This window comes from Micromonospora sp. NPDC003944, from assembly GCF_053605225.1.
Genome location: NZ_JBSGIV010000006.1, coordinates 50,555 through 73,646, shown reverse-complemented (window position 1 = coordinate 73,646; position 23,092 = coordinate 50,555). Strand labels below are relative to the sequence as shown.

Below are 23,092 nucleotides of genomic sequence, written 5' to 3'. Positions count from 1 at the left end.
TCGGAGACGGAGGCCGGTGGGGCCACTACCATGCGAGCGTGGCTCACGTTGCCCCGGTTCGCAGAACGTACCCGCTGCTCGTCGCCGTGGCGGTCCTGGTGGCGCTCGGTGCCGCCACGGCCTGGGGCGTCGGTGACACGCTGGGGCTGAGCCACTCCCCCGCCGCGGTGCCGCGCGAGGAGGCTGTCGCCGCGCCAGCGCGGACGCCCGCGCCGGTCCCGTCGTTGGCGTCCCTCGTCGTACCCGACGAACCGCGCGTCAGGAAGGCGGCCGCCGCCGTCGCCGACGCGGTCGCCTCCCGCGGTCTGCCCCGGCCGGTGCTCGCCCCGGCCGCGCCGAAGCCGGCCGGGTCCGCGACGGCCGCGTCGGGCACCGGGGCGGTTCGGAACCTGTCGGCGGTGACCACGCTGCGAACGAGCGTGCTGACCACCCTCAGCGGAACCCCCGAGTCGTACCGGCTCGACGTGCGCGGCGCCGAGTTGACCGTCCAGGGCGTCGATGTCGCGGGCGTGGCGGCCGGGATGTACCGGCTGGCCGACCGGATCCGCTCCGGTGTCGACGTGCTTCCCGCGGCGGATGCGGGTCGGGTGGTCATTCCCCGGCTCGGCCTGCGGTTGACCGACGCGGGTTCGGTGGGGCGGGAGCCTGACCCGGCCGTCTTCGGCGCCGGCGACGACTACGGTCTGAACACGGATGTGGTCAGGTCGGCGGTGCTGCCCGACGCGCCGTGGGTGGACACCGACGCGGTGGCCCGCATCGACACCCAGTTTCGGCAGTTCGTCGACCACTCCGTGGCGCAGGGGTTCAACGGAGTCGTCGTGCCCGGCTTCCTGGAGTACGTCACCTTCGCGAAGGTCGGCGACGGGCGCGCGGTCTACCCGCCGGGCGATCCGCACGTCGACCGGGCACGGGCTATGGTCGCGGCGTTCGGCCCCGTCTTCCGGTACGCCGAGGACATGGGGGTGCGGGTCTTCCTGCTGACCGACATGCTCGCGGTGTCGCCGCCGTTGGAGGCGTACCTGACCCGGACCGTCGGCGGCCTCGACGTCGCCGACGCTCGACTGTGGGCGGTCTACCAGGCCGGGCTTGCCGAACTGTTCGAGACCATGCCGTTCGTCGACGGTCTGATGGTCCGCGTCGGTGAGGGTGGCGAGGTGTACGCCGCAACCGGATGGGACTACTCGTCGAAGCTCGCCGTCACCACCGAAGCGTCCGTACGGGCGATGCTGCGGGCGCTGCTGGACACCGCGGGCACCGCCGGGAAAGAGATCATCTTCCGCACCTGGACCGTGGGCGTCGGTGCGGTCGGCGACCTGCACACCAACCCGGAGTCGTACGCCCAGGTGCTCGGCGGCCTCGACGACCCGCACCTGATCGTGTCCACCAAGTACGCCCTCGGCGACTTCTACAGCCACCTACCGCTGAACACCACGCTGCTCGGTGGCGGCCACCGCCGCATCGTGGAGTTCCAGGCCCGGCGCGAGTTCGAGGGGTTCGGCTCGCTGCCCAACGACCTCGGCCCGCTGCACCGCCAGGCGCTGCGCACGGTCCTCGCCGCCAACCCGCACGTCGAGGGTGTCTGGAACTGGACCCAGGACGGTGGGCCCCTGCACGCCGGGCCCATGTCGCTGTACCTGCGCGCGGGTTTCTGGCAGCTCTACGACCTGAACACGTACGCCGTCGGCCGTCTGGCCTGGGACCCGGACGCCGACCCGGCGCAGGTCACGGCGGACTGGGCGTACCGCACCTTCTCCGGTGACCCGGCCACCGTCGCGGCGATCGGGCAGGCCATGGCGCTGTCCCGGCAGGCGGTCACCAAGGGCCTCTACATCGGCCCGTACGCCGACCGGTCGGTGCGGGCGCTCGGGCTGGAACCGCCGCCCATGATGTGGATCTTCGAGTGGGACATCCCGACCGGTGACTCCGCCGCGCTGAACAGCATCTACGCGGTGACCGGCGGGCGCGTCGACGACGCTATCGACGAGGGTACGCAGGCCGTGGTGCTGGCCCGGCGCATGCGCGACGTGGTCGCCGCGAGCGAACCGGCGACCTGGCGGAACAGCGAACTGCGCGAACGCCTCACCGCGACGCTGGACTATCAGGTCGACCTGTTCGAGGCGCTGAGCGCGTACCGGACCATGGTGCTGCGACACGCGCAGTGGTTGGACACGGGTGCCCCGGCGGCCCGTCACGACTGGCGGCTTGCCGCCAGGGCGTACCAGGACGCGCGCGACGCGCACCTGCAGCGCTACGGCGCCGACCTGGATCTGCCCGCGTACAACTTCACCGCCGCCGACCTCGGCGCACAGCGCGCCGACCGGGACCCGGCGATGGCGTGGGCGGCCCGCGCGATGCTCGGCGCGATCCTGCTGGTGGTGCTGCTCGGGCTGTACGGGCGCGGGTTCGGGGCGGCTGCCGCGCGCGGGTTGCTGCTCGGCGCGTCGCGGCCGTGGCGGGTCGCCGCACTGCCGACGCCCAGGACGCGGGCGGACCGGGTGTTGGTATGGCTGGTCCCGGCCGTGGCGCTGGTGGCGAGCCGGCTCGTGTTGACCTGGTTCGCCGCACCGGCGCACCTGCTGGTCACCCTCGGTGGGTGGGCGCTGTTCGCCCTCGTCGTACGCCTCGTCGTCGGCCGCCGGGACCCGTTCCACCTGTGGGCCGTGGTCGGCGGGGTCGCGCTGCTGCGCAGCGTGCTGTTGCTGGCGGCGCTCGCCGGACGCGGACCGGGCGGGTACTGGTTCGTCTTCTGGACGGCGCCGGGTCTGCGGGCGGCGTACGTCACCGTCGCGTTCGCGGCGTTCGGCTGGCTGTTCGTGGCCGTCGCCGTGGTCCTGCGGGACCGGTACGGCCTGCGCCGGCGCAGCGCCGTCGGGCTGACCCTCACCGCCGCGGGCGTGCCCCTCGGCGTGCTGTCCGCAGTGGTCGCGGCGGTGGGCCTGGAACGCGCTGACGGTGTGGAACGACCAGCTCGCGTTGCTGCCCTGGGGCCTGTCCCGCATCCTCGGCATCACCGTCCACCTCGGCGTTCCCGCCCAACTCCCCGCATACGCCGCCGCCGCCGGAATCGCCCTGGCCGCCGCCGGCCTGCTCCTGTCGCTCGGCCGCCGCCGGCAAGCCGCCTGACCGTCTGTGGCCCCCTGGGCCGCCGGACGGCAGGCGTTCGGGGATACCTGCCACAACCGCGAGGGGGCCTCCGGCGTTGACTCGTTGCCAGGAAAGCGCAATCCTGTGGAAGCGCTCCCATCGTCGAGCTTCTATCCGAAAGGAATGCTCGTGCGACCCACCACCGCTCTACTCCCGGTCGTGCTCGCCACGGCCCTCGGCGGCCTGGCCCTGCCGCAGCCCGCCCAGGCCGCGACCGGCCCGGCGCTGGCCGTGGACACCACCGCCGCCCGACACCAGATCAGCCCGTACGTCTACGGCATGAACTTCGCCGACGAGGCGCTCGCCCGCGACCTGCGGCTGCCCGTGCACCGCTACGGCGGCAACGCCACCACCCGCTACAACTTCCGTGCCGACACCACCAACCGCGCGGCGGACTGGTTCTTCGAGAACATCCCCAACGACAACCCGAACCCGGGCGACCTCCCGGCCGGCTCGGAGAGCGACCGTTTCGTACAGCAGAACAAGGCCATCGGCGCCGCCACGGTCATGACGATGCCGATGCTCGGCTGGATCGCCAAGGACCGGTCACGGGCGTGTGGCTTCAGCGTCGCCAGGTACGGCCCGCAGGAGTCCACCGACCAGTGGGCACCTGACTGCGGCAACGGCAAGAAGCCAGACGGGTCGCCTGTCACCGGCAACGATCCCACGGACACCAGCATCGCCGTCGGACCGGAGTACGCCACCGACTTCGTCAACCACCTCAAGGGGCAGTTCGGCGCCGCCGCCGACGGCGGAGTCCAGTTCTACAACCTCGACAACGAGCCGGACCTGTGGCACTCCACCCACCGCGACGTCCGCCCGACCGGGCTGGGCTACGACGAGCTGCGCGACCGCACCTACGAGTACGCCGCCGCGATCAAGGCTGCCGACCCCGGCGCGAAGACGCTCGGACCGGTCGGCTGGGGCCTCAACTCGATCATCTTCTCGGGCCTCGACCAGGACACCTGCTCGCGCACCGGCTGCTGGTCGAACCCGCCGGACAAGGCCGCGCACGGGGGCCAGGACCTCGGCCCGTGGTACCTGGACCGGATGCGCGAGTACGAACAGCAGCACGGCACCCGCATCCTCGACTACTTCGACGTCCACCTCTACCCGCAGCAGTCCGGCGTGCTCGGCGACGCGGCCGGCGACGCCACCACCCAGGCGCTGCGGTTGCGCTCCACCCGCCAGCTCTGGGATCCGACCTACGTGGACGAGAGCTGGATCAACAGCCCGGTCCGGTTCATCCCGCGCCTGCGCGAGCTGGTCGACCAGCACTATCCGGGCACGAAGGTCGCGATGACCGAGTACAACTGGGGTGGCTTCGGGTCGCTGAACGGCGCGCTCGCCCAGGCCGACGTCCTCGGCATCTTCGGCCGCGAAGGGCTCGACCTGGCCACCCTCTGGACCGCACCCACGGCGGACCAGCCGGTGGCCAACGCCTTCCGCGTCTACCGCAACTACGACGGCAGGGGCGGCGCGTTCGGCGAGACCTCCGTCCGGGCGACGAGCGCCGACCAGGGCAAGCTGGCCGTGTACGCCGCCGAGCGCAGCGCCGACAAGGCGCTCACAGTCGTCGTCGTCAACAAGACCGGCGACGACCTGACCAGCCAGGTCGCCCTCACCGGCGCATCCGCCCGCACCGCCCAGGTCTACCGGTACAGCGGGTCGGACCTCACCGGCGTCGTCCGGGAGGCCGACCAGCCGGTCACCGCCGGCGGTCTCACGACCACCTTCCCGGCCAACTCGATCACCCATCTGGTGCTGCCGCGCGACACCACGCCCGGTGACACCCAGGCGCCGACCGCCCCGGGCCAGCCGACCGCCGCCACGATCACCGGCGACAGCGTCGCGCTGGCCTGGACGCCGTCCACCGACGACACCGCCGTCACCGGCTACGACGTGCACCGGGTCGACAGCACCGGCCCGGTGAAGGTGGGCAGCACCACCGGCACCACGTACACCGTGACCGGGTTGACGCCGGACACCCCGTACACCTTCGTGGTGACCGCCCGCGACGCGGCGGGCAACGTGTCGGCGGCCTCGCCCGGCCTGGCCGTGCGGACCGCGCCCACCGCCCCGACCGGCCGCTGCACGGTCGCCTATGCGGCGAACAGTTGGCCGGGCGGCTTCACCGCGACCGTGACGGTCAAGAACACCGGCAGCACCGTGATCGACGGCTGGAAACTCGGCTTCGACTTCCCCACGGCCGGCCAGAAGGTCAGCCAGGGCTGGTCGGCCACCTGGAGGCAGAGCGGCACGAGCGTCACCGCCGACAGCATGAGCTGGAACGGCAGACTCGCCGCCGGCGCATCCACGAGCATCGGCTTCAACGGCACGTGGAGTGACACCAACCCGGCGCCGACCGCCTTCACCCTCAACGGTCAACGCTGCGGGTGACCTGAGCGACCCGCCGCCGTCTAAGGCCGGCGGAGCAGCCGGAGGGGGCCGGGCCGCTGCGGCCCGGCCCCCTCCCGTGCGTCTGGTGGTCCACGACTCCCGCGGTCGACAGCGCCGGGACCACGAGGGCTCAGCGCAGGGCGAGGTGGGCGTCGGTGAGGAAGCGGTTGGTCTCGTCACCGTGGGCGATCGCCGCGTTGTAGACAGCGTCGACCGCCGCGGCCAGCGGATCGTCGTTCGCCAGGGCGAGCAGGGCGGGGAACGCGGCGGCCTGCTGGAGCATCTCGGAGGCGGCGAGTGTGCTGAAGACTCGTGGATCCGGGCTGAGCGTCACCGTGGTCCGGGGCACCTCGGGATCGGACAGGAGCCGCTGAAACGCGGCGGCGCCGCCCTGCTCGGTGAAGGACCGGGGCAGCGGACGGTCGGCCTCGGCGTCGGCGAGCGCGTCGGCGACCCACCCGATGTGCTCGAGCCCTGCCACCCGCATCGCGCGTCGGGCCGCCCAACAGGCTGCCTCCCGCTGGCGGGTGGCGGGCAGCGCGTCGATGCGGTCGAGCAGCCGACGGTCGATGCGGGCCAGGGACTTCGCCTGGCCGAGGAGGGCGCGGACACGATCCGACGGTGGAGCACCTCCCCACCGCGTGGCATCGCGTTCGGCCTGCTGGCGGCGGTACCTCTCGGCCAACGCGGTCGCCTCGGCCGCCTGCCGCTGCAACGTCGTCATCCACGGGTACGACCCGCCACCGTCGAGCAGCTGGTCCCAGATCAGGCCGAGGGCGAAGGCGTGCCGGCCCAGCACTCCCTCGTGCCGCAGGGTGAAGCCGTCGGGGCCGGACGTCAGCCGTACGGTGGTCTGCTCGTCGTCCAGCAGCGTTGCCAGCGGGTGCGGGAAGATCGGTTCGTCGGCGGTGGACCACGACCACCGCAGGGTCTCGTCGTCGACCCGATCGAGCCGGACCTCGAGGTCGCCGGCGGGCAGCACTCCCGCCGGGACGTCGACAGGCGCGGGCCGGTGACGGACCACCGCCACCCGGGACAGGCCCGTGTCGTCCTCGTACGGGTCAGGTGGCAGGGTCGCCGGGCGACCAGACGGGCGCGGTACCAGTGACAGCATCGCCCACTCGGCGGCCTTCGTCGGCTTCTGCTCGAAGGCGCGGCCAGCCGGGTCGGCCAGCACCGTGCGCCACGGCCTCTCCTCGGTGACCGCCCAGATGTGCAGCTCGTGCTGCTCGGGCGGGTCGTCGTCGGTGCGTACGCTCTCGTGCAGGCGGTGGCGCGCGTGCACCCGCACCCGGATCAGCCCGCGCGGGACAGCGATGTCGGTGAGGGCTTCCGCGGCGCCACCCATCAGGCCGACGACCGACAGCCTGCCACTGGGGCTCCACAGGGGTGCCTCACTTATCGCGTCCCAGCCGCTGTCGACCTCTTCCGGTGGCCCGGGCAGGACACGGACGCGTGCGTCGACCACGCCGGTGTGTGTGCCGCAGAAGCCCGTGAACTGATAGGGCCCGCCGACGTGTATGAGGTCGTCACCGAGGACGTAGATCCCCATGCCGGACGCGCCCGGCACGGCCGACACCTCGTACTGGCAGTAGCTGACGGGCAACGCCGTCCACAGGCCCCCCGGTGCCGGACTCTGGTGATCAGCGTCAATCACGTCGGCCACTCCCGGATCCTACGGCCGACCGCACCACGCCTGCCGCCCCCGCGTGTTACGCCTCCGGCTCCCAGGCACGGAGCAGGTCCAGCAGCCCGGCGTCCCCGTCGACGTGCAGGGACTCGGCCGGGATCCGGTCGTACAGGTAGAGGACCAGCTCGCTGGCTGCGCCACGGACGGCGACGCCGGCCGCGTCCAGGCCCTCTTCGGTGGCGCCAATGCGGGTGGCGCGTGCGCCGTCACCATCGACGGTGAGGCGCCAGGAGCGGCCCTCGGCGGTGTGGAGGTCGAAGGCGGTGGGCTGGTGCGGCCACGCACTCGACGTGGCGCAGACGGTGAACAGGAACTCCTCCACACCGTCGAGTGCCACCTCGGCCGGCAGCGGCTGCGGGGCGCCTCCGGTGAGCTGGACGTCGTACGTGTGCACCGCGCTCTCCTGGGCCCGGTGCCGGGCCACACCGCCGGAGGTCTGCGGTGACTGCGACGCGGGCCACCACGTCCAGCAACCGCGTCCCGGCCCTGCCTCGCGCAGGGCGCTCAGCAAGAGCTGCGTCGACGCGGCCAGCCAGGCCAGCAGGGCCGCCCGCTCCCGCGGCACCTCCAGAGCGGCGCGCGCAGCGGCGGCCTCGGCCGGCGGAGCGTCGGCAGGCCCCGCACCGACGATGGCGGCCCAGAAGCGGTCTCCCCCGCCCAGGTGCTTGATCAGGTCGGACAGCGTCCACTCGGGGCAGGTCGGCACCTGTGCGTCGAGACTGGGCGCGGCGGCGACTGCGGCGCGGAAGGCTGTCGACCGCTCGTCAATCAGTCGCAGCAGGTCCGGGAACTCAAGATTCGCTTCCACGCCGGTTGTCTACCACCGCGCTCCGGTGGTCGGACAGCGGTTTTCGCAGCCACCCTTCACCGATTGGAAATGCTCCGCCACGTCGTCAGTTCTGGTGGCTCCCCTCGTACCGATGGAAGGATCGCTGACCATGACCGATGCTGGACCGCTGCGCACCGACGAGGCCACGTTCATCGCGGCGGCCCGCTCAGGCGACGCGGCGCGGTTCGCACGATTCACGGAACGACATCGGCGTGAGTTGCAGGTGCACTGTTACCGGATGCTCGCGAACTACGAGGACGCGCAGGACATGACGCAGGAGACGTTCCTGCGGGCGTGGCACAAGCGAGAGTCGTTCAAGGGGAACGCGGCCCTGCGGACCTGGCTGTACCGGATCGCGACGAACGCCTGCCTCGACTTCCTCAAGAAGCGCACCGACCGCACACTCGTGACCGCCGAACTGCCGGGCGCGGGCGTGGAAGTGCAGTACCTCCAGCCCTACCCGGACCGGATGCTCCCGGAGGACCCGCAGGAGTCGGTGGTGGCGCGGGAGACCATCGAGCTGGCGTTCATCGTCGCCGTCCAGCACCTGCCGCCACGGCAGCGGGCGGTGTTCATCCTGCGCGACGTCCTCGGCTGGCCGGCGTCGACGGCCGCCGACGCCCTCGACCTGACCGTCGCATCGGTGACAAGTGCCCTGCAGCGGGCGCGCGTGACGATGCGCGAGCAACTGCCCGGCCGCCGCCTCGACTGGCGGATCCCGGCAACGCACGAGCTGTCGACCGACGAGCGCGCCGTGGTGAAGTCGTACATCGACGCCCATGAGCGCAACGACCTCGACGGGCTGAGGGCCCTGCTCCGCGACGACCTGCGCTTCGTGATGCTCCCCGGGCAGGCCAGCCCGATCGTCACGGCCAGGGACGCGGTCGACGGCTGGGTCTCCCACGGGCTCTTCCAGCACGGCTACGACGACTGGCGCTGCACCACCACGACAGTCAACCGCATGCCCGCCGCCGCGCTGTACCTCCGCAGCCCCAACGACCCGACGTACCGGTTGTTCACCATGGCGGTCCTGCACGTCGTCGACGGGAAGATCGCCGAACTCACCGGGTTCGACGCCAGCGACAAACCATGGCTGGGCCTGCCCGCGACGCTGTGATCGCACACGTCCCCACCGTCGGCGAGCCCAGCGCACGGGCCGGCGTCATCGCCTCGTCTCGTATCGGGTCAGCACCTGGCCGCCGGGGAAGGCTCGCGTCTCGACGAGGTTCAGGTTCACCCAGGTGTCGAGCGCGGTGAAGAACGGCGTGCCGCCGCCCACCAGGACCGGGTGGGTGACCAGGGCGTACTCGTCGATCAGCCCGGCCCGCATGGCCGCTCCGGCAAGGGTCGCGCCGAGGATGTCCATCGGCCCGCCGTCCTCGGCCCTGAGCCGGGTGATCTCGGTGACCGCGTCTCCGGTGACCAGGCGCGCGTTCCAGTCGACAGTGCGCGTCGTCGAGGAGAACACCACCTTCGGCATGTCCCGCCAGCGGCGGGCGAACTCGATCTCCGCCGGTGTGGCGCCGGGCCGCTGGTCGGCGGTCGGCCAGTGGGAACTCATCGTCTCCCACAGCTTGCGCCCGTACAGCGCCAGGTCGGTCGCCCCCACCCGGTCGGACCACCACCTGAACAACTCGTCGCTCGACGACCCGTCCGGTCCGTCACCCCCACTCCAGCCGAGGTCGTCGCCGGGCGCGGCGATGTAGCCGTCCAGGGTCACATTCATGCCAAAGGTCAGTTTCCGCATCCTGCCAGCCTCCTGTACGTCGATGACACAGGTACAGACGGGCGCGGCGCGGAAACCTCATCGGTACGGGATCTGCGTCGTCAGCCGTACCGCTGGGATGATTGCGGCCATGTGGAGGGAGTCGCGGTGACGGCCACGTCGCCGGTACGTGAATCGTTGGCGGTCTACCCCGGTACGTTCGATCCGTTCACGCCGGGGCACCGCGATCTGGTGGCCCGCGCTCGGGTGATGTTCGACCAAGTCATCGTCTTGCTCGCGGTGAACGCCGACAAGAACCCCACTGCCGACGCCACGGCCAGGGCCGTTCGCGTGCGCGAGTCCCTGCCGGCGGCCTGGGGCAATGTCGAGGTGGACACGTGGACCGGATTGACCACTGACTACTGCTCGCGCCGGGGTGCCACGGTCATCGTCCGTGGGGTGCGCACTGCTGCGGACCTTCGCTACGAGTGCCAGCTCGCAGCGATGAACGAGCAACTCGGCACTCAGACCGTCTGGTTGCCCGCCCGTCCGCAGCTGGTCGCCACGTCGTCGACTGCCGCACGCGGGTACCGCTCGGCGCAGTCGGCCCATGCCGGACGGTACCGCTCGTCATGGGGGCCAGCACCCAGCGAAGCGTACGAGGCGAGTCGCCGACCGGATGCACGGTGAGGACATCCGGCCCAGCGCGGGCCATATGATCCGCGTCCATGGTCCGCACCACACCTCCGCGTCCCCTGGACATCTCCGCACTCTTCCCCGAGCTGCGGGAACACTCCCTCACCGCTACCCGCCTGCATCCCCGACCGGGCGAGCCGACCGTCACGGACAGCTCGGTCGGCGGACCGCTGCTGTGGCCGGCCGACGAGGAATGGCCGGTCTGCGGCGACGCCGAGGCGCACGAGCCGTGGGACCTGACGACACCTGCCGCTCTGCGCCGCAGGCGGGAGATCCTCGCGACCGCGGAAGCCCGGAAACAGTTGCCGGGTGGGGATTTCTTGACCGCGGAGGAGCGGGCCGAACTCGATGCGGCCGATGCTCTGGACCTGGACGACCTGATCGACGATCCCATCCCGTTGGTCCCGGTCGCGCAGCTGTACCGACGGGACATCCCGGACTACGCCGGCCCGGACGGCACCGACCTGCTCCAGGTGCTGTGGTGCCCGGTGGACCACTCGGACCGGCACTACAGCCCTCGCGCCTTCCTCCACTGGCGCGACAGTTCCGCCGTCGGTCCGTTGCTCGAAGCCCTTCCCGAACCGTCGGTGATCAGCGACAGGTACCTGCCGGTTCCCTGTGTGGTGCACCCCGAGCAGGTCCGCGAATACCAGTACGCCGCGCTGCTCCCCGATGACCTACGCGCACGGCTCGACCAGTGGGATGACCACCAGGACGAGAGCCGTCCCCACTATCGGACCGACCTGTCGCTCGCACCGGGATGGAAGGTCGGCGGGTACGCGAACTGGTCACTGACCGATCCGTACCCGATGGATTGTGCTTCCTGCGGCACCACGATGGTCCTGGTCTTCGCTGTGGATTCGGGCGAGTGGAACGGCGTGCATTGCAGCTGGCGCCCGTCCGAGGAGGACCCGAGCGCGTCCCCGGACGTTGTTGGGGTACAGATTGGACGCGGGTACTCGCTGTACGTCTTCCGCTGCCCCGAATCATTCGACCACCCCCCGGCCACCGCGATGCAGTGACGTGGCTCCTTCGGACGCCCTCGGTGCTGTTGCACCGTGCGACCATCACCAGCCGGCACGGGCGTCGTTGGAGGGCGCATCATCGGGGGCTGCTGGCGACGTCATCCGACGCGTTCAGAGCGTGACCAGGAGCGAGGCCGTTGCCAGAGCGGCCATGACTCAGCCTGAACCACCTGGAGCATCAGGCAACGCGAACCAACGGCCCTCGACCACCTCGCGTAGGTGACCCTCCCGGGCAAGGTGGATACACGCCTCGACGATCTCCTCATGGTCGTAGCCATCATCGGCGGCCTCGTCGAGGAACCAGCGAATGCGCCAGGCGTCGAATGCTTCGACCGCGCGCCCGAGGACAGGATCGGTGACCAGGTCGACGTCGACTGCCCTGCCGTCAGAGCTGACCATGCGGCACCCCGCGCCGTGGACGGTGTACTCGATCCCGCTGCGGGTGACGCCCTCCCGGGGCAGTTCTCGGCGCGAGCGAACCGCTGCCAGAAGATCCGCGATGTCCGTGATGGGCAGCAAGTCGGCAAGTAGCCGACTGCGGATATCGCCCAGCTCAGCGGCGTACCGCCGAACAGCGGCAGTAGATGAAGCATCCTGCGGCATGCGTGAAGTATGACTGGTCCTGCTCACCGGGTTGATCGTCGCCTGGGCGCCGGAGATCCGCGTTGAGGGCGTATTCGCGGCGCCGAGGCTCCAGCGTGATGCTGGGCCTCGGCGCCCTTCGCCTTACTCGGCATAGCGGGGAACGCTACGACCTGCGGGTGTTCGGCCGATGGGGTGAATCTCGGTCGATCAGGCCTGCAGGTGTACGCGGCGGCGCCGTACGGCGAGCACCAGCACGGTGCCGAGCGCGACGGCGGCCGCAGCCGCGCCGACGAGAAGCATGGTGTTGTCACCGGTGATCGGCAGGCCCGGACCGGCGCTCGACGACGGCGACGGCGCTGACGGCGAGGACGGGGACGGCGATGACGGGGACGCCGACGGCGAGCCCACGGCGACCTTCTTCGCCGGCACGAAGACGCGCGGCTCGTCGCTGTCGTCGCCGCTGACCTGCGACGGAGTGTGGTCGTCCTCACCGTTCTCGCCGGCCATGATCTTCCAGCCCGCCGGGGCGTTGAACGTCAGCAGAACGTCGCCGGCCGGGAGATGAGCGAGACGGAAGAGGCCCTTGGTGTCCGTGACGGCGTCGGCGTACGTCGTCTTGCCGTCGGCACTGCTGGCGACGACCTTGACACCCGGGACGCCGGGCGTCTGGGGCGTCCACTCGGCGTCGAAAGACTCACCTTGGTAGACGTAGCCGCCGAGATCGCCGAAGGCGCCCGCCACCGGAAGCCGTGCGATGGTGGTGTTGTCGGCGTCGTTGGCCTCACCGTTGTCGGCAGTGAGTTCGAAGGCGACATATCCGCGACCGGTCTGCCACGCCACATGGTTGGTCTTACCGGTGAGCTCAACGGTCTTGGTGGCACCGGCGGCGAGGTCGAAGCCGGTCGACAGCTCGCCGTAGGTGACACCGTCGACGCCCTCGCTGTCGCCGCCGGTGTAGTGCACGCGCTTGGCGTCGACGGAACTCTTGTTCTTCACCGTGACCGTGATGGTGAAGGTCTCGCCCTCGGCGTAGTTGGCCTTGTCGGCGGCGGAGGTCACCGCGATATCCGGCTTCGGGTCGGCGGCCAGGGCGGCCGTTGCCGGAAGGACGGCCACGAGCACACCCACGAGGGCGGCAGCGGCAAGTTTGCGCATGAAGGTCTCCGTAATGGGGGTTGGGAATCAGCGCGATGCTAGCGGCCGGGCCAGTCGCTCCGCTGTCCCAACTGCGGATGCTGCCCGACCGACGACCGGAAGCACCGTGGTCGACACTCTCGGATCCGCCGTCGAACGGGCCCTGGCTGACAGAGCTGAGCCCGCCAAGATGCAGCCCGCGCCGCAATGTGGTCGACGAACCAGGCGAAGACTCGCTGTCGGTTCGAGGCCTGTTTGGACCGCGCTGCACCGATCCGGCTGCTGGAGCATGGCGAGGTCTACCGTGGCGGCGTTGCGGCCGTTGCTGTGCCGCACCAACCACCGGCCGGTCTGCCGCATGCGCTGCCGATCCGCGCGCAGCGTCGCGGCAACGATGTGGTCGTTGCGATGGATCGGGACGTAGGCATCAGGCCGCGATGATCCCACCCTCGCGCGCCCTTCAGCGGCAAGGCGGCACGAGGCGCGGGCGTGGCGGGCTCCCATGGCGTGGTTTCCATCGATGGCTACCGTATGGGTCGGCGTCCCCGCTCGGGGACGTGTCGCGGCATCTGCAATGCCACAGCAGGGCACTCAGTCGCCGATGAATCACACCGACGCGGAAGAATGATCGCCGCCATGCGGTGGCTTCAGGAGAGCGGATTGCATGAAGTTCCTTCTCACGTCGTCGGGCATCTCTAACCCGAGCATCACCGACGCGCTCGTCGACCTGCTGGGCAAGCCGATCGCCGAGTCCACGGCCCTGTTCGTCCCCACCGGCGTCTATCCCTTTCCCGGCGGAGCCGAGAGGGCGTGGAAGGCGGTTCACGGGCACGCCACGATCCCGCTGTGCCAGTTGGGTTGGAAATCCCTGGGGTTGCTGGAGCTCACCGCCCTGCCGAGCATCCGGGAGGAGAACTGGGTCCCGGCGGTCCGGGAGGCCGACGCTCTTCTCGTCTGGGGAGGCGACGTGCTGTACCTGACCTACTGGCTGCGCAAGTCGGGCCTGGCTGCCCTCCTGCCGTCGCTGCGTGACACGGTCTATGTGGGCGTCAGCGCCGGGAGCATCGCGGTCACCCCCTACAACTGCGACGCCGAATTCGACCTCGGATTCGTTCCCGACGGCAGCGACAGGGCGCAGGACGCCGACCGGGCGCTGGGGCTCGTGGACTTCACGCTGTACCCCCACCTCGATCATCCGGACATGGAGGACGTCGAGCTGTCCCACATCCAGAAGTGGGCGTCCGGAATCCCGGTCCCGACCTACGCCATCGACGACAGCACCGCCATCAAGGTGGTCGATGGCAGTGTCGACGTCGTCTCCGAAGGCGAATGGAGACTGATCAACCCCTGACCGGCCCCTAGGGCTTGGCCCGGCGCCTTGAATCCGCGCCATAGCGTGGCGGAATGGCAGCACCCCGCATGGCGCCGTCAACGATGGGCGGTCAGCTGACGTTCCTGTTCGCGGTGTCGGCGGGAGTGGCAATCGGCAACCTGTACTGGGCGCAACCTCTGCTCGGCTTCATCGCTGGTGATCTACACGCTGCGCCCGCGACGGCTGGATGGCTGGTCACCGCCACGCAGGTCGGTTACGCCGTCGGCGTACTGCTGCTCGTGCCGCTCGGCGATGTCCTCGACCGCAGCCGGTTCGTGCCGGTGATGCTGCTGGCCTCGGCCGCTGCGCTGCTGTTGTGCGCGCTGGCTCCGACGATCGGCGTCCTCCTGCTCGCGCTGGGCCTGCTCGGTGTCACGACGATCTCCGGGCAGATCCTCACGCCGCTCGCCGGGGACCTGGCCGGCGACACCCACCGCGGTCGGGTCGTCGGCGTTGTCGGGTCCGGCACTCTCACCGGCATCCTGGCCTCCCGCACGATCAGCGGGTTCGTCGCCAGCGCCGCCGGTTGGCGGACGGTCTACGTCCTGGCCTCGGTCGTCGCCGTGCTGCTCGCGGCCCTGCTCTACCGCGCGATTCCGCCGCTGCCACCACGGACGCGCGTGTCGTACCCGCAGCTCATCGTCTCGGTCGGCGCAATGGTCATGCGCGAGCGGGCGGCCCGGTGGACGCTCGTCCTCGCCGCCACCGGGTTCGCCGCGTTCTCGCTGTTCTGGACGGCGCTGACGTTCCTACTCAGCAGCCCGCCGTTCGGGTACCCGGTAGCGGTGATCGGGTTGTTCGGTATGGCCGGTCTCGCTGGTGTCCTCTCCGGCCTGCACGGCGGTCGTCTGCACGACCGGGGTTGGTCGCTTCCGGCCACCGGCGCGGCGTGGGTACTGGCCCTCGGTGCCTTCGCAGTCGCGGCCTTCGCCGGCCGGTCCGTAGCACTGATCATCATCGCGATCGTCATGATCGATGTCGCACTCCAGACGCAGGCTCTCCTCAACCGGGCGCGACTGTTCGCCCTCTCCGACGAAGCCCGCAGCCGGCTCAACACGGCGCTGGCCACCGCCAACTTCATCGGCGGCGCGATCGGCTCCGCCGCCGCGACCACGCTCTGGTCCGTGGGCGGTTGGGCAGCGGTCACGATCATGGGAGCAGCACTCTGCTGTCTCGCGCTCAGCGTGTGGACGCTGGGACGTCGTGGTCCACTCGTGATCCCGCGTCGCCAGGACGGACGGCTCCGCGACGGTGTCCGCTGACCCCCGGCCGTTCACCGTCGTCGCCGGTATCGGGCCGGCCCTGAGCTTCGTTCGCGCCCGGTCATGAGCGACCGCGCGCGGACCGCCGCGCGATGCAGCCCAGGGCAGGGCCACCGTGCCTCTCGCCCCAGCCCGGGCCCACGGCGGGAGGAGTTGCCTGAGTGGACCTTCACGCGACCGCGAACCGTGATCGTGCTGGTGCGGTCGCGGGGAACGCGGGCGGCCGGGACCCGGATGTCGAGGAGTTGGCGGTTGGCATTGCCGCGAAACGTGCCGTCGCCGGTGCTGGCGAGGCCGGAGTGGCAGCGGGCGCAGCTGAACGCGAGCAGCGGCAGGCGCGTGCGCAGGGCCCAGGACAAGACGATATGAGGACGCGTAGACATGATCCCTCTGAAGACCTGACGGAAGGCATGGAAAGAGAGCCGACGGTGACGTCGGCGACCGATGCACGGAAAGGTGTCAGGGCTACAGAGCGGGCGGTGTCACGCGGGGTGCGGTCCTCTCGTGAGTGAGTCGCGAAAAGACACGGTAGGACGGGACGGGCTGGCGCGGCTACCCATTTCTGTCATCGTGCCGAGCGCTGAGGGGCGACGTCGCGTTCTGGGTCATCAGCCGTTCCGGTAGGCGAGGGCGATGATCGGCTATTTCCATGGGCGATGAACGCCTCGCGACGCTTAGGAAGGAGGCATGACGAACGAGCGGACCGTTCCCCTGCTGCCGTGCCCATCCATCGACGACATCGAGAGCTTCTACGGAGTTCTCGGTTTCCACACCACGTACAAGCAACGCAAGCCCTACGCGTGTGTGGGGGTGCAGCGGGAAGACCTGCACCTGCAGTTCTTCGAGATCGCAGGATTCGACCCGGAGCAGTCCTACGGCTCGTGTCTCGTGCTCACCGCGGACATCGAGGGGCTGCACCGGGCCTTCGTCGCCGGCATGCGCGCCGCGTACGGCAAGGTACTGGTGTCCGGAACGCCACGGATGACCCGACCGAGGGCTCGGAAGAACGCCGACGGGTTGGGCGGATTCAGCGTCATCGACCCGGGCGGCAACTGGATCCGCGTCTTTCGGGACGCCGCCACCGCACCCGTGCCGGCCACCGCGCCTGGCGGGCGGCTGGCCAAGGCCCTCGCGAATGCTGTCGTGCAGGCCGATTCCAGGGGGAGCGTCGGACAGGCAGTTCGGATCCTCGACAGCGCGTTGGCCCGTCCACACCACGACGACGACCCGGTCGAGCAGGTGGAGGTCCTGGTCTACCGCGCCGAACTCGCGATGGTGCTCAGTGATCCGCAGACGGCGGCCGAGATGCTGGCCCGCGCCCGGTCCGTCACGCTCACCGACGACGAAGCCGAACGGGCGGCACCCGCGTTCGACAACGCCGCCGACCTCGCAGCAGCACTGCGCTGACTCACCGCAGGCCGGAGGCTGCCTCGCATCCGGCTGCAGAGCTGGGTCCCGGCCCGATAACTGGTCCCACCCGTTCGAGCGCGACTGGTAGCGTCGCCGACCATGAAGATCATGGGGGAAACATCGATGAGCCGCTCTCGACTCGTCCTGACCGGCCTCGCCGTTGCGGCGGCGATCGCGATGTCCGGCTGCGATCCGCAGCCCGAATCCGAGGCCACCGCGACCTCGCCGTCCCCGGCGGCTTCGAGCGCCGCCCCGACCGGCGGTGCGGCCACCACCACGCCCAGCGCCGCAGCCAACGACGCGGCGACGGTGAAGGCCTGCGCCGACATCAAGAAGGACATCAAGGACAACGCCGCCAAGATCACCAAGGCCGAGAAGATCGGCCCGCCTGCCGGGCACTTCGCGGTCAGTGCCCAGTGGGCCGCCGGGTCGGTCGCGATCCTGGCGCACGCGATGGGCGCCAACGAGGCGGTCACCGCCGCCTCCGAGAAGATCCAGAACGAGATGATGAGCCTGAGCGACGCGTACAGCAAGTCCGCCGACGCCAAGCCCAGCAAGAAGGCCCTGGAAACCGCAATCAAGGAGCTGGACACCGCCTGCCCCGCCGCCTGACCGGTTCGACCACGCAATCGGCGGTGGCCACCACCAGGGTGGTCACCGCCGATTGCATGTCCGCGCGGGCTGCGTCATAGACCGCAGCACGCGGTGCTCCCGCTCGTCGCTCGACCAACGGCATGCAGAGCGGTGGTCACCAGCGGCAGCGACGCCGGCACGGGTAGCCTCCACCGCCCGGCCCTCGCGGGCCACCCGGTGCCGTCGACACGGACGTCGGGGCCGGCGTCGTCGCGGGTGCCTTCGCCGTCGTAGCCGGCGGTGCGGCCGGCTTGGTGGTGGCGCCTCGGGTGGTTGCCGGCGTGCCCTTCGTCGGAGCTGACGGCCGCACGGACGGCGACGCGGTGACCGACGACGGCGAGGGCGACGCAGCGGACGGGACTGACGACGCGGCCAGTCGACTGTCGAGTTGGTAGTAGTCGGTGTACGCGGCGGCGTTCTCCAGGTAGGCCCGCGTCATCACGTCGGGCACGCCCCCGGCACGGCGTACCGTGTCGACACCCGCCTGCCAGGCGGCCGCGGCCAGGAGGTACGGATCTCCGGGCAGCGCGGTGAGCTCACGGACCAGACGGCACATCGCGTTTCCCAACACCGGCACCGCCTCCTGCGGATTCCACACCGAGGCGCCCTTCGGGGCGTTCTCCTGCCACAGGTCGTCGGAGAACCCGGCGATGCCCAACTGCCCGGACGTGCCCCGCTGCTCGGCGTTGAAGCCGGACAGCGCCATCAGCTGACCGGCGATCGCCGCCGGACTCACCTCAGGACACCGGCTCCCCGCCGCGACGACCGCGCCGACCAGCTCGTCGGGGAGCGGCACCGCCTCCGGCGCCAGCCCGTTCGCCGTGTACTGGGTCGAACCAGGGGAGGCGAACTGCGGCAGGCTCTCGTAGTAGGCCGCGTACTTCCCGGTCTGGCCGACGTAGTCGTTGGCCTTGCCGGGCACCCGGCCGGCCTGGCGCACCTCGGCGAGACCCGACCGGAACGCCGCGAGCGCCAGTCGCCACGAGTCGCCGTCGACACCGCTCGCGCGGACCTGACCGACGAGGTTGCACATCAGGTGCGCAAGCGCCAGAACGCTCGCCCCGGTGTCCTCGCGTTGAGCGCCGGGCCACGGCGCCCACTGCTTCCACTGCTCGTCGGTGAGCCCGGCGATGCCTCGACCACCCGAGGTGGTCCGCGCCGCCGCAGGGTTCAGATCGGACTCTTTCATGAGCTGACCGGCGAGGCGGGCGGAGGTCAGGGCGGGACAGGCGTGACCCGCCCGGTACACCGCGGTGAGCTGTTCCCCGGAGAGCGCGCGGCCGACCACGGCGTCCTTGTCGGCGTAGGCGAAGCCCCATCCGAGGCCGACCACCAGCACCAGCACGATCAGTGCCGCCACCCCGGCGCGCATGCCGCGGTCGGTCCCGATGAGCGTCCGTAGCCCGAAGCCCCGCACCGTGTTCCACCCTTTCCCGGTAGCAGCCACGTCTTATCAACGTGGACGGGAGCGCGCTCGTTCATTCGAATAGACATCGACGGGGAGGATTTTGCCCGGCGTCTAAGCGCGTGAACCGAGCGGGGTACCGCGCCCGTTCAGTGAACGTGACTGCGATCGGGCTGAGGATCCGCCGACGAGGCGCCCCACTGCACAGTGAGTGGCACGGCGCGACGGCCGTCATCTCACACCCCCTTGATCAGCCGCTGGACCTGTGGCGGTTGCTGCGCGCCGAGGCGCCCCCCGACATCCTGGTCGTGCCGTCGGACCGTGCGCTGCGCGAACCGGGCTGCGCCACGCTCCTGCGGGCCGTCGTGCAGGAGGCCGCGGGGATCGGCGGGACCGGGCGGGTGTGGTTGGCGGCCGACCGGGTGGGGCGGCCCGACGAGGCGTACGCCCCGTGGCTGACCGACCTCGCGGCACGTACCGGACTGGAACTGCTCGCCCCGGACGGCCCGGTCGTCGCGGTTCCCGGCGGGACCCGGTACGCCGCGGGCGGCACCGGCGCCTGGGGCTGGCGATCATTCCGGGGCAACGGCGGCTGCCCGGTCAGCGCCAACCGCTGCCCCACCCCGGCGTGGGAGCCAGCCCTCCCTGACCGGCCGGCAACGCTCGGGCGGCTGGTCGCGGACCCGGTGCCGGCCGGCATGCTGCTGCGCGCGGCCACCTCGGCACCGGCCGCCGCGGGGGACCCGGCGTACCGTATCCCGGTCGACCCGCGCGGGCCGGTGCTCGCGCTCCGCAACGCCGGCCTGCCGCCGGTTCCGCCGGCGGATGTCGCGGCGCTCTTCGCCGGGCTGCCGGCACACTTTCCGGTACGGGTGGAGACGGCGTTGCTGGACCCGTCGGACGTCACGCCCGAGCCGGCGTGGTTCGACGCGCTTGCCGCCCTGCTCGGCGGCGACCGGCTGCCGGAACCGACACCGATCGAGCCGGCCTGGGAGACGGTGCCGGTGATCAGGGACGGCTGGTGTCGCGTCGGGGACCGGCTCTACCGACATCAGACGGTGCCGGGGCTGCTCGCGGAAGTGGTGCCGTCCGGGGTGCTGCTGCGCCGCGAGGGTGGGTACGGGTCGCCGGACCTGGCGTTCGTCGACCCGGTGGCGGGGCAACTCGTGTGGCGGCCGGAGACGTCTCCGGCGATGCTTGCGGCGGTCCGCCAGGCGGGCGGCTCGACGGAGCGGGCGATCCCCGACGACCCGCCGGTCGCGCCGATGGTGGCCGAGCCGATGGTGGCCGAGCCGCCGCCCGCGCGTCCCACCTGGGCACGCGCGGGCTCGGTCGCGCTGACCCTTCCACTGCCACCGCGTCCGGTCGCCCCGCCGGTCATCGAACCGGACGCCCCGCAGGTCGCTGCCGGGTCACCGGCCGCCGACCCGCTCGCACCCGATCCGCCGCTCACTCGCACTCCGGTCGACCCCGAGCGGCCCCGGTCGGACGAACCCGCGCCACCGCCCAACCGCACGCAAGCCAGCAACGTTGAGCCCGTGCTGGACGAACCCGCGCCACCGCTGCGCCTGGCCGGCATCGGGCCGATCCCGGCCATGCGGACCATTTCCGGCCCGGATGTCGCCGACGCGCCTGTTGTGGACGAGGAGCAGCGCTGGGTGCGGGCGTCGGCCGTGCCCGTGCCCGACCGGCCCAGCACCCTGGAGGAGCAGTCCGCGCTGGCCGCGGCGATGGGAGCCGCCTTCGACGACTCGATCACCACGGTGAACGCCGCCCTCGCCGCCTGGCCTGCTCTGCGGCAGGACATCGCGGCGGCGGAGAAGTCGGATCTGGTCGCGGTCCGGGCGTTCCTCGGCCAGAGCGGCGCGTCGGCCGACGAGGTCAACGCCGCGGTACGAGCGGGTCGGATGCCCACCACCCCCGGCTATCTGCCCTGCCTGGTTTCCGGACTGCGCCGGCTGCCGCCGTGCCGCCGGGCGGTGGTCGGGCAGGGCCGGCTCGGCGTACCGGCCCGCCGGCTGTACGCGGAGGGCACCACGCTCGTCGAACCGGCGTTCCGCAGCGTCAGCGCCCGGACCGACGTGGCGACCGAGGAGGCGGATGTGGACTTCCTGGTGTGGTCGCGCACAGCCCGGCAACTCGGTGCGTTCGCCGAGCACAGCGACCTGGACGAGGCGGTGTTTCTCGCCGGTTCCCGATTCAAGGTGCTGGCGATTCGCGACGAGCCGAACGCCGACCGGACCGCGCTGCCCGCCACCGTGGTCCTGTTGCGTGAGCTGCTGCCGAGCGACACCGAGAGCGATCGCGCTCTCGACGACGACCGGGCAGCTCTCCGGCGGCTGGATCGGGCGTTGGACCGGCGGCGGTCCAGCGTCCCCCGGCTGGTCACCGACGCCCGCACCGCCGGGCGCCTGGCCGGGCCACCGTTGGGTTTCGTCGACCAGACGCTGACCACGAACGCCTCACTGACCTCGTGAAAGGTGACCTCGGATGCGCCTCCGACGGTTCGTCTCCACCGCCACGGCCGGGCTCTGCGCCGTGGTCCTCGGCACCGGCCCGGTGTGGGCGGCACCCGTCGCTCCCCCGCTGCGGACCGGGCAGTGTCTGCCGGCGCCGAGCAGCTCGAACCGGGACATCCCGTGGCCGCAGCGGCACCTGACGCCGGAGCGGGCGTGGACCCTCACCGAGGGCGCGGGCGTGATCGTCGCCGTCCTGGACTCCGGGGTGGACGGTCGCAGCCCGCAGCTCTCCCGACGGGTGTTGTCGGGTGTCGACCTGACGCGTGCCGGCGGCGGACGGGCCGACTCCGACTGTCTGGGGCACGGGACGTTCGTGGCGGGCATCATCGCGGCGGCGCCCGCGGCGGGCACCGGTTTCGTCGGCGTCGCGCCGAAGGTACGGATCCTGCCGATCCGCATCACCGACCGGCCGGAGGGAGCACCCGAGGCGATCGCCACGGGTATCCGTACCGCGGTGGACCGGGGTGCGGACGTCATCAACGTCTCGGCCGGCACCACCGTGCGGAGCTCGGCCATGGAGAGCGCGGTCCGCTACGCCGAGCAGCGCGACGTGGTGGTGGTCGCCGCGGTGGGCAACCGCGCCGAGGGGACCGGCGTCCGCACGTACCCGGCGGCGTTCCCCGGCGTCCTCGCCGTCGGGGCGATGGGCACCAGCGGGCGGCGTTCCGACGCCGCCGCGCAGAGCGCACCTGTCTCGCTGGTCGCCCCGGGTGAGGACGTGGTCAGCATCGGTCCGCGCGGCCCCGGCCACTGGCAGGGAAGCGGCACCAGCTACGCCACGCCGTTCGTCGCCGGGACCGCAGCGCTGGTCCGGGCCTACCGGCCGGGGCTGAGCGCGGCGCAGATCCGGCACCGCCTCCAGGCGACCGCCGACCTGCCCGCCGCGGAGCTGCCGGACGCGCTGTTCGGCTGGGGCGTCGTCAACCCGATGGCCGCCGTGGCGACGGTGCTGCCCGAGGAGGGCAGGGCGGGCACGGTGTCGGGTGCGGCGAGGCGCGCGGCAGCCCCGGACCTGGAGAAGTCCGCCGAGGTGGGCCCGTTCCTGGCCGCCGGGGTGGCACTTGTGCTGTTGGCCGCGGCTGGTGGTGCGGTCCTGGCCGTTCTCGGTCCCGTCGGTCACCGCCGCCGCTGGCGACCGGCGCGGGCGGTGCACCCGTACCGGCCGGCCCCTGCCCTGCCGGACCCTGCCGCGCCGGGCTCAGCCGCGCCGGGCTCTGCCGCGCCGGACGTGGAGCCTGCCCCGCCGGTGCGCTGACCGCGACCGGCGGGGCGATGCTCCGCCG

General features: G+C 71.5%; 17 protein-coding genes. 11 read left to right on the top strand and 6 right to left on the bottom strand.

Annotated elements, in window-relative coordinates:
* Positions 1-38 precede the first annotated feature (38 nt).
* Together ACWER9_RS04580 and ACWER9_RS04575 are read left to right on the top strand one after the other, a co-directional pair.
* Positions 39-3,203: a hypothetical protein gene (locus ACWER9_RS04580; RefSeq protein WP_452300468.1), complete on the top strand. Its 3,165-nt coding sequence runs from the start codon at positions 39-41 to the stop codon at positions 3,201-3,203.
* A 70-nt stretch (positions 3,204-3,273) separates the two neighbouring features.
* The gene (locus ACWER9_RS04575; RefSeq protein ID WP_452300467.1) at positions 3,274-5,544 is read left to right on the top strand and encodes a glycoside hydrolase family 44 protein; all 2,271 of its coding nucleotides are present in this window, start codon (positions 3,274-3,276) and stop codon (positions 5,542-5,544) included.
* Between the two features lie 130 nt (positions 5,545-5,674).
* Here the strand turns inward: ACWER9_RS04575 and ACWER9_RS04570 are convergent, their stop codons facing one another.
* Positions 5,675-7,210 (bottom strand): hypothetical protein, encoded by a 1,536-nt coding sequence (locus ACWER9_RS04570; protein WP_452300466.1) that lies wholly within the window; start codon positions 7,208-7,210, stop codon positions 5,675-5,677.
* 46 nt (positions 7,211-7,256) lie between these two features.
* Positions 7,257-8,042 carry a maleylpyruvate isomerase family mycothiol-dependent enzyme gene (locus ACWER9_RS04565; RefSeq protein WP_452300465.1) on the bottom strand — a complete coding sequence of 262 codons (786 nt, stop codon included), beginning with the start codon at positions 8,040-8,042 and terminating at the stop codon, positions 7,257-7,259.
* Positions 8,043-8,172: 130 nt separating this feature from the next.
* On the opposite strand from ACWER9_RS04565, the gene ACWER9_RS04560 reads away from it, so the two are divergent.
* Positions 8,173-9,180: an RNA polymerase subunit sigma-70 gene (locus ACWER9_RS04560; protein ID WP_452300464.1), complete on the top strand. Its 1,008-nt coding sequence runs from the start codon at positions 8,173-8,175 to the stop codon at positions 9,178-9,180.
* Positions 9,181-9,225: 45 nt separating this feature from the next.
* On the opposite strand, the gene ACWER9_RS04555 is transcribed toward ACWER9_RS04560, so the two are convergent.
* On the bottom strand, positions 9,226-9,810 hold the full coding sequence (locus ACWER9_RS04555) for a dihydrofolate reductase family protein (RefSeq protein WP_452300463.1): 585 nt from the start codon (positions 9,808-9,810) through the stop codon (positions 9,226-9,228).
* Positions 9,811-9,936: 126 nt separating this feature from the next.
* Here ACWER9_RS04555 and coaD point away from each other — a divergent pair, with 126 nt between their 5' ends.
* Both coaD and ACWER9_RS04545 read left to right on the top strand, forming a co-directional pair.
* On the top strand, positions 9,937-10,458 hold the full coding sequence (gene coaD / locus ACWER9_RS04550) for a pantetheine-phosphate adenylyltransferase (RefSeq protein WP_452300462.1): 522 nt from the start codon (positions 9,937-9,939) through the stop codon (positions 10,456-10,458).
* Positions 10,459-10,496: 38 nt separating this feature from the next.
* Complete coding sequence (locus tag ACWER9_RS04545; RefSeq protein ID WP_452300461.1) at positions 10,497-11,486, top strand: hypothetical protein; 990 nt, start codon at positions 10,497-10,499, stop codon at positions 11,484-11,486.
* Positions 11,487-11,645: 159 nt separating this feature from the next.
* On the opposite strand, the gene ACWER9_RS04540 is transcribed toward ACWER9_RS04545, so the two are convergent.
* Together ACWER9_RS04540 and ACWER9_RS04535 are read right to left on the bottom strand one after the other, a co-directional pair.
* Positions 11,646-12,092 carry a DUF6896 domain-containing protein gene (locus ACWER9_RS04540; RefSeq protein ID WP_452300460.1) on the bottom strand — a complete coding sequence of 149 codons (447 nt, stop codon included), beginning with the start codon at positions 12,090-12,092 and terminating at the stop codon, positions 11,646-11,648.
* A gap of 189 nt (positions 12,093-12,281) precedes the next feature.
* A complete protein-coding gene (locus ACWER9_RS04535; protein WP_452300459.1) occupies positions 12,282-13,229 on the bottom strand; it encodes an SdrD B-like domain-containing protein in 948 nt (315 codons plus the stop codon).
* A gap of 643 nt (positions 13,230-13,872) precedes the next feature.
* Between ACWER9_RS04535 and ACWER9_RS04530 the strand changes: the two genes are divergently transcribed.
* From ACWER9_RS04530 to ACWER9_RS04515, 4 genes are all read left to right on the top strand, one after another.
* On the top strand, positions 13,873-14,559 hold the full coding sequence (locus ACWER9_RS04530; protein WP_452300458.1) for a Type 1 glutamine amidotransferase-like domain-containing protein: 687 nt from the start codon (positions 13,873-13,875) through the stop codon (positions 14,557-14,559).
* Positions 14,560-14,612: 53 nt separating this feature from the next.
* On the top strand, positions 14,613-15,842 hold the full coding sequence (locus ACWER9_RS04525; RefSeq protein WP_452300457.1) for an MFS transporter: 1,230 nt from the start codon (positions 14,613-14,615) through the stop codon (positions 15,840-15,842).
* A gap of 687 nt (positions 15,843-16,529) precedes the next feature.
* Entirely contained in the window at positions 16,530-17,249 is a 720-nt protein-coding gene (locus tag ACWER9_RS04520; protein WP_452300456.1) for a VOC family protein, read from the top strand.
* Between the two features lie 126 nt (positions 17,250-17,375).
* Positions 17,376-17,864 carry a hypothetical protein gene (locus ACWER9_RS04515; RefSeq protein ID WP_452300455.1) on the top strand — a complete coding sequence of 163 codons (489 nt, stop codon included), beginning with the start codon at positions 17,376-17,378 and terminating at the stop codon, positions 17,862-17,864.
* Positions 17,865-18,000: 136 nt separating this feature from the next.
* Here ACWER9_RS04515 and ACWER9_RS04510 read toward each other — a convergent pair whose 3' ends face one another.
* A complete protein-coding gene (locus tag ACWER9_RS04510) occupies positions 18,001-19,332 on the bottom strand; it encodes a ricin-type beta-trefoil lectin domain protein (protein WP_452300454.1) in 1,332 nt (443 codons plus the stop codon).
* A gap of 110 nt (positions 19,333-19,442) precedes the next feature.
* On the opposite strand from ACWER9_RS04510, the gene ACWER9_RS04505 reads away from it, so the two are divergent.
* A complete protein-coding gene (locus ACWER9_RS04505; protein ID WP_452300453.1) occupies positions 19,443-21,767 on the top strand; it encodes a hypothetical protein in 2,325 nt (774 codons plus the stop codon).
* 13 nt (positions 21,768-21,780) lie between these two features.
* Entirely contained in the window at positions 21,781-23,064 is a 1,284-nt protein-coding gene (mycP, locus tag ACWER9_RS04500; protein ID WP_452300452.1) for a type VII secretion-associated serine protease mycosin, read from the top strand.
* The last annotated feature ends 28 nt before the right edge of the window (positions 23,065-23,092 follow it).

Bases quoted from the DNA above. Each gene is read 5' to 3' on its own strand.
- mycP (WP_452300452.1), top strand. From the start codon at position 21,781: ATGCGCCTCCGACGGTTCGTCTCCACCGCCACGGCCGGGCTCTGCGCC.
- ACWER9_RS04545 (WP_452300461.1), top strand. From the start codon at position 10,497: ATGGTCCGCACCACACCTCCGCGTCCCCTGGACATCTCCGCACTCTTC.
- ACWER9_RS04535 (WP_452300459.1), bottom strand. From the start codon at position 13,229: ATGCGCAAACTTGCCGCTGCCGCCCTCGTGGGTGTGCTCGTGGCCGTC.
- ACWER9_RS04540 (WP_452300460.1), bottom strand. From the start codon at position 12,092: ATGCCGCAGGATGCTTCATCTACTGCCGCTGTTCGGCGGTACGCCGCT.
- ACWER9_RS04515 (WP_452300455.1), top strand. From the start codon at position 17,376: ATGAGCCGCTCTCGACTCGTCCTGACCGGCCTCGCCGTTGCGGCGGCG.
- ACWER9_RS04525 (WP_452300457.1), top strand. From the start codon at position 14,613: ATGGCAGCACCCCGCATGGCGCCGTCAACGATGGGCGGTCAGCTGACG.
- ACWER9_RS04520 (WP_452300456.1), top strand. From the start codon at position 16,530: ATGACGAACGAGCGGACCGTTCCCCTGCTGCCGTGCCCATCCATCGAC.
- ACWER9_RS04560 (WP_452300464.1), top strand. From the start codon at position 8,173: ATGACCGATGCTGGACCGCTGCGCACCGACGAGGCCACGTTCATCGCG.
- ACWER9_RS04555 (WP_452300463.1), bottom strand. From the start codon at position 9,810: ATGCGGAAACTGACCTTTGGCATGAATGTGACCCTGGACGGCTACATC.
- ACWER9_RS04530 (WP_452300458.1), top strand. From the start codon at position 13,873: ATGAAGTTCCTTCTCACGTCGTCGGGCATCTCTAACCCGAGCATCACC.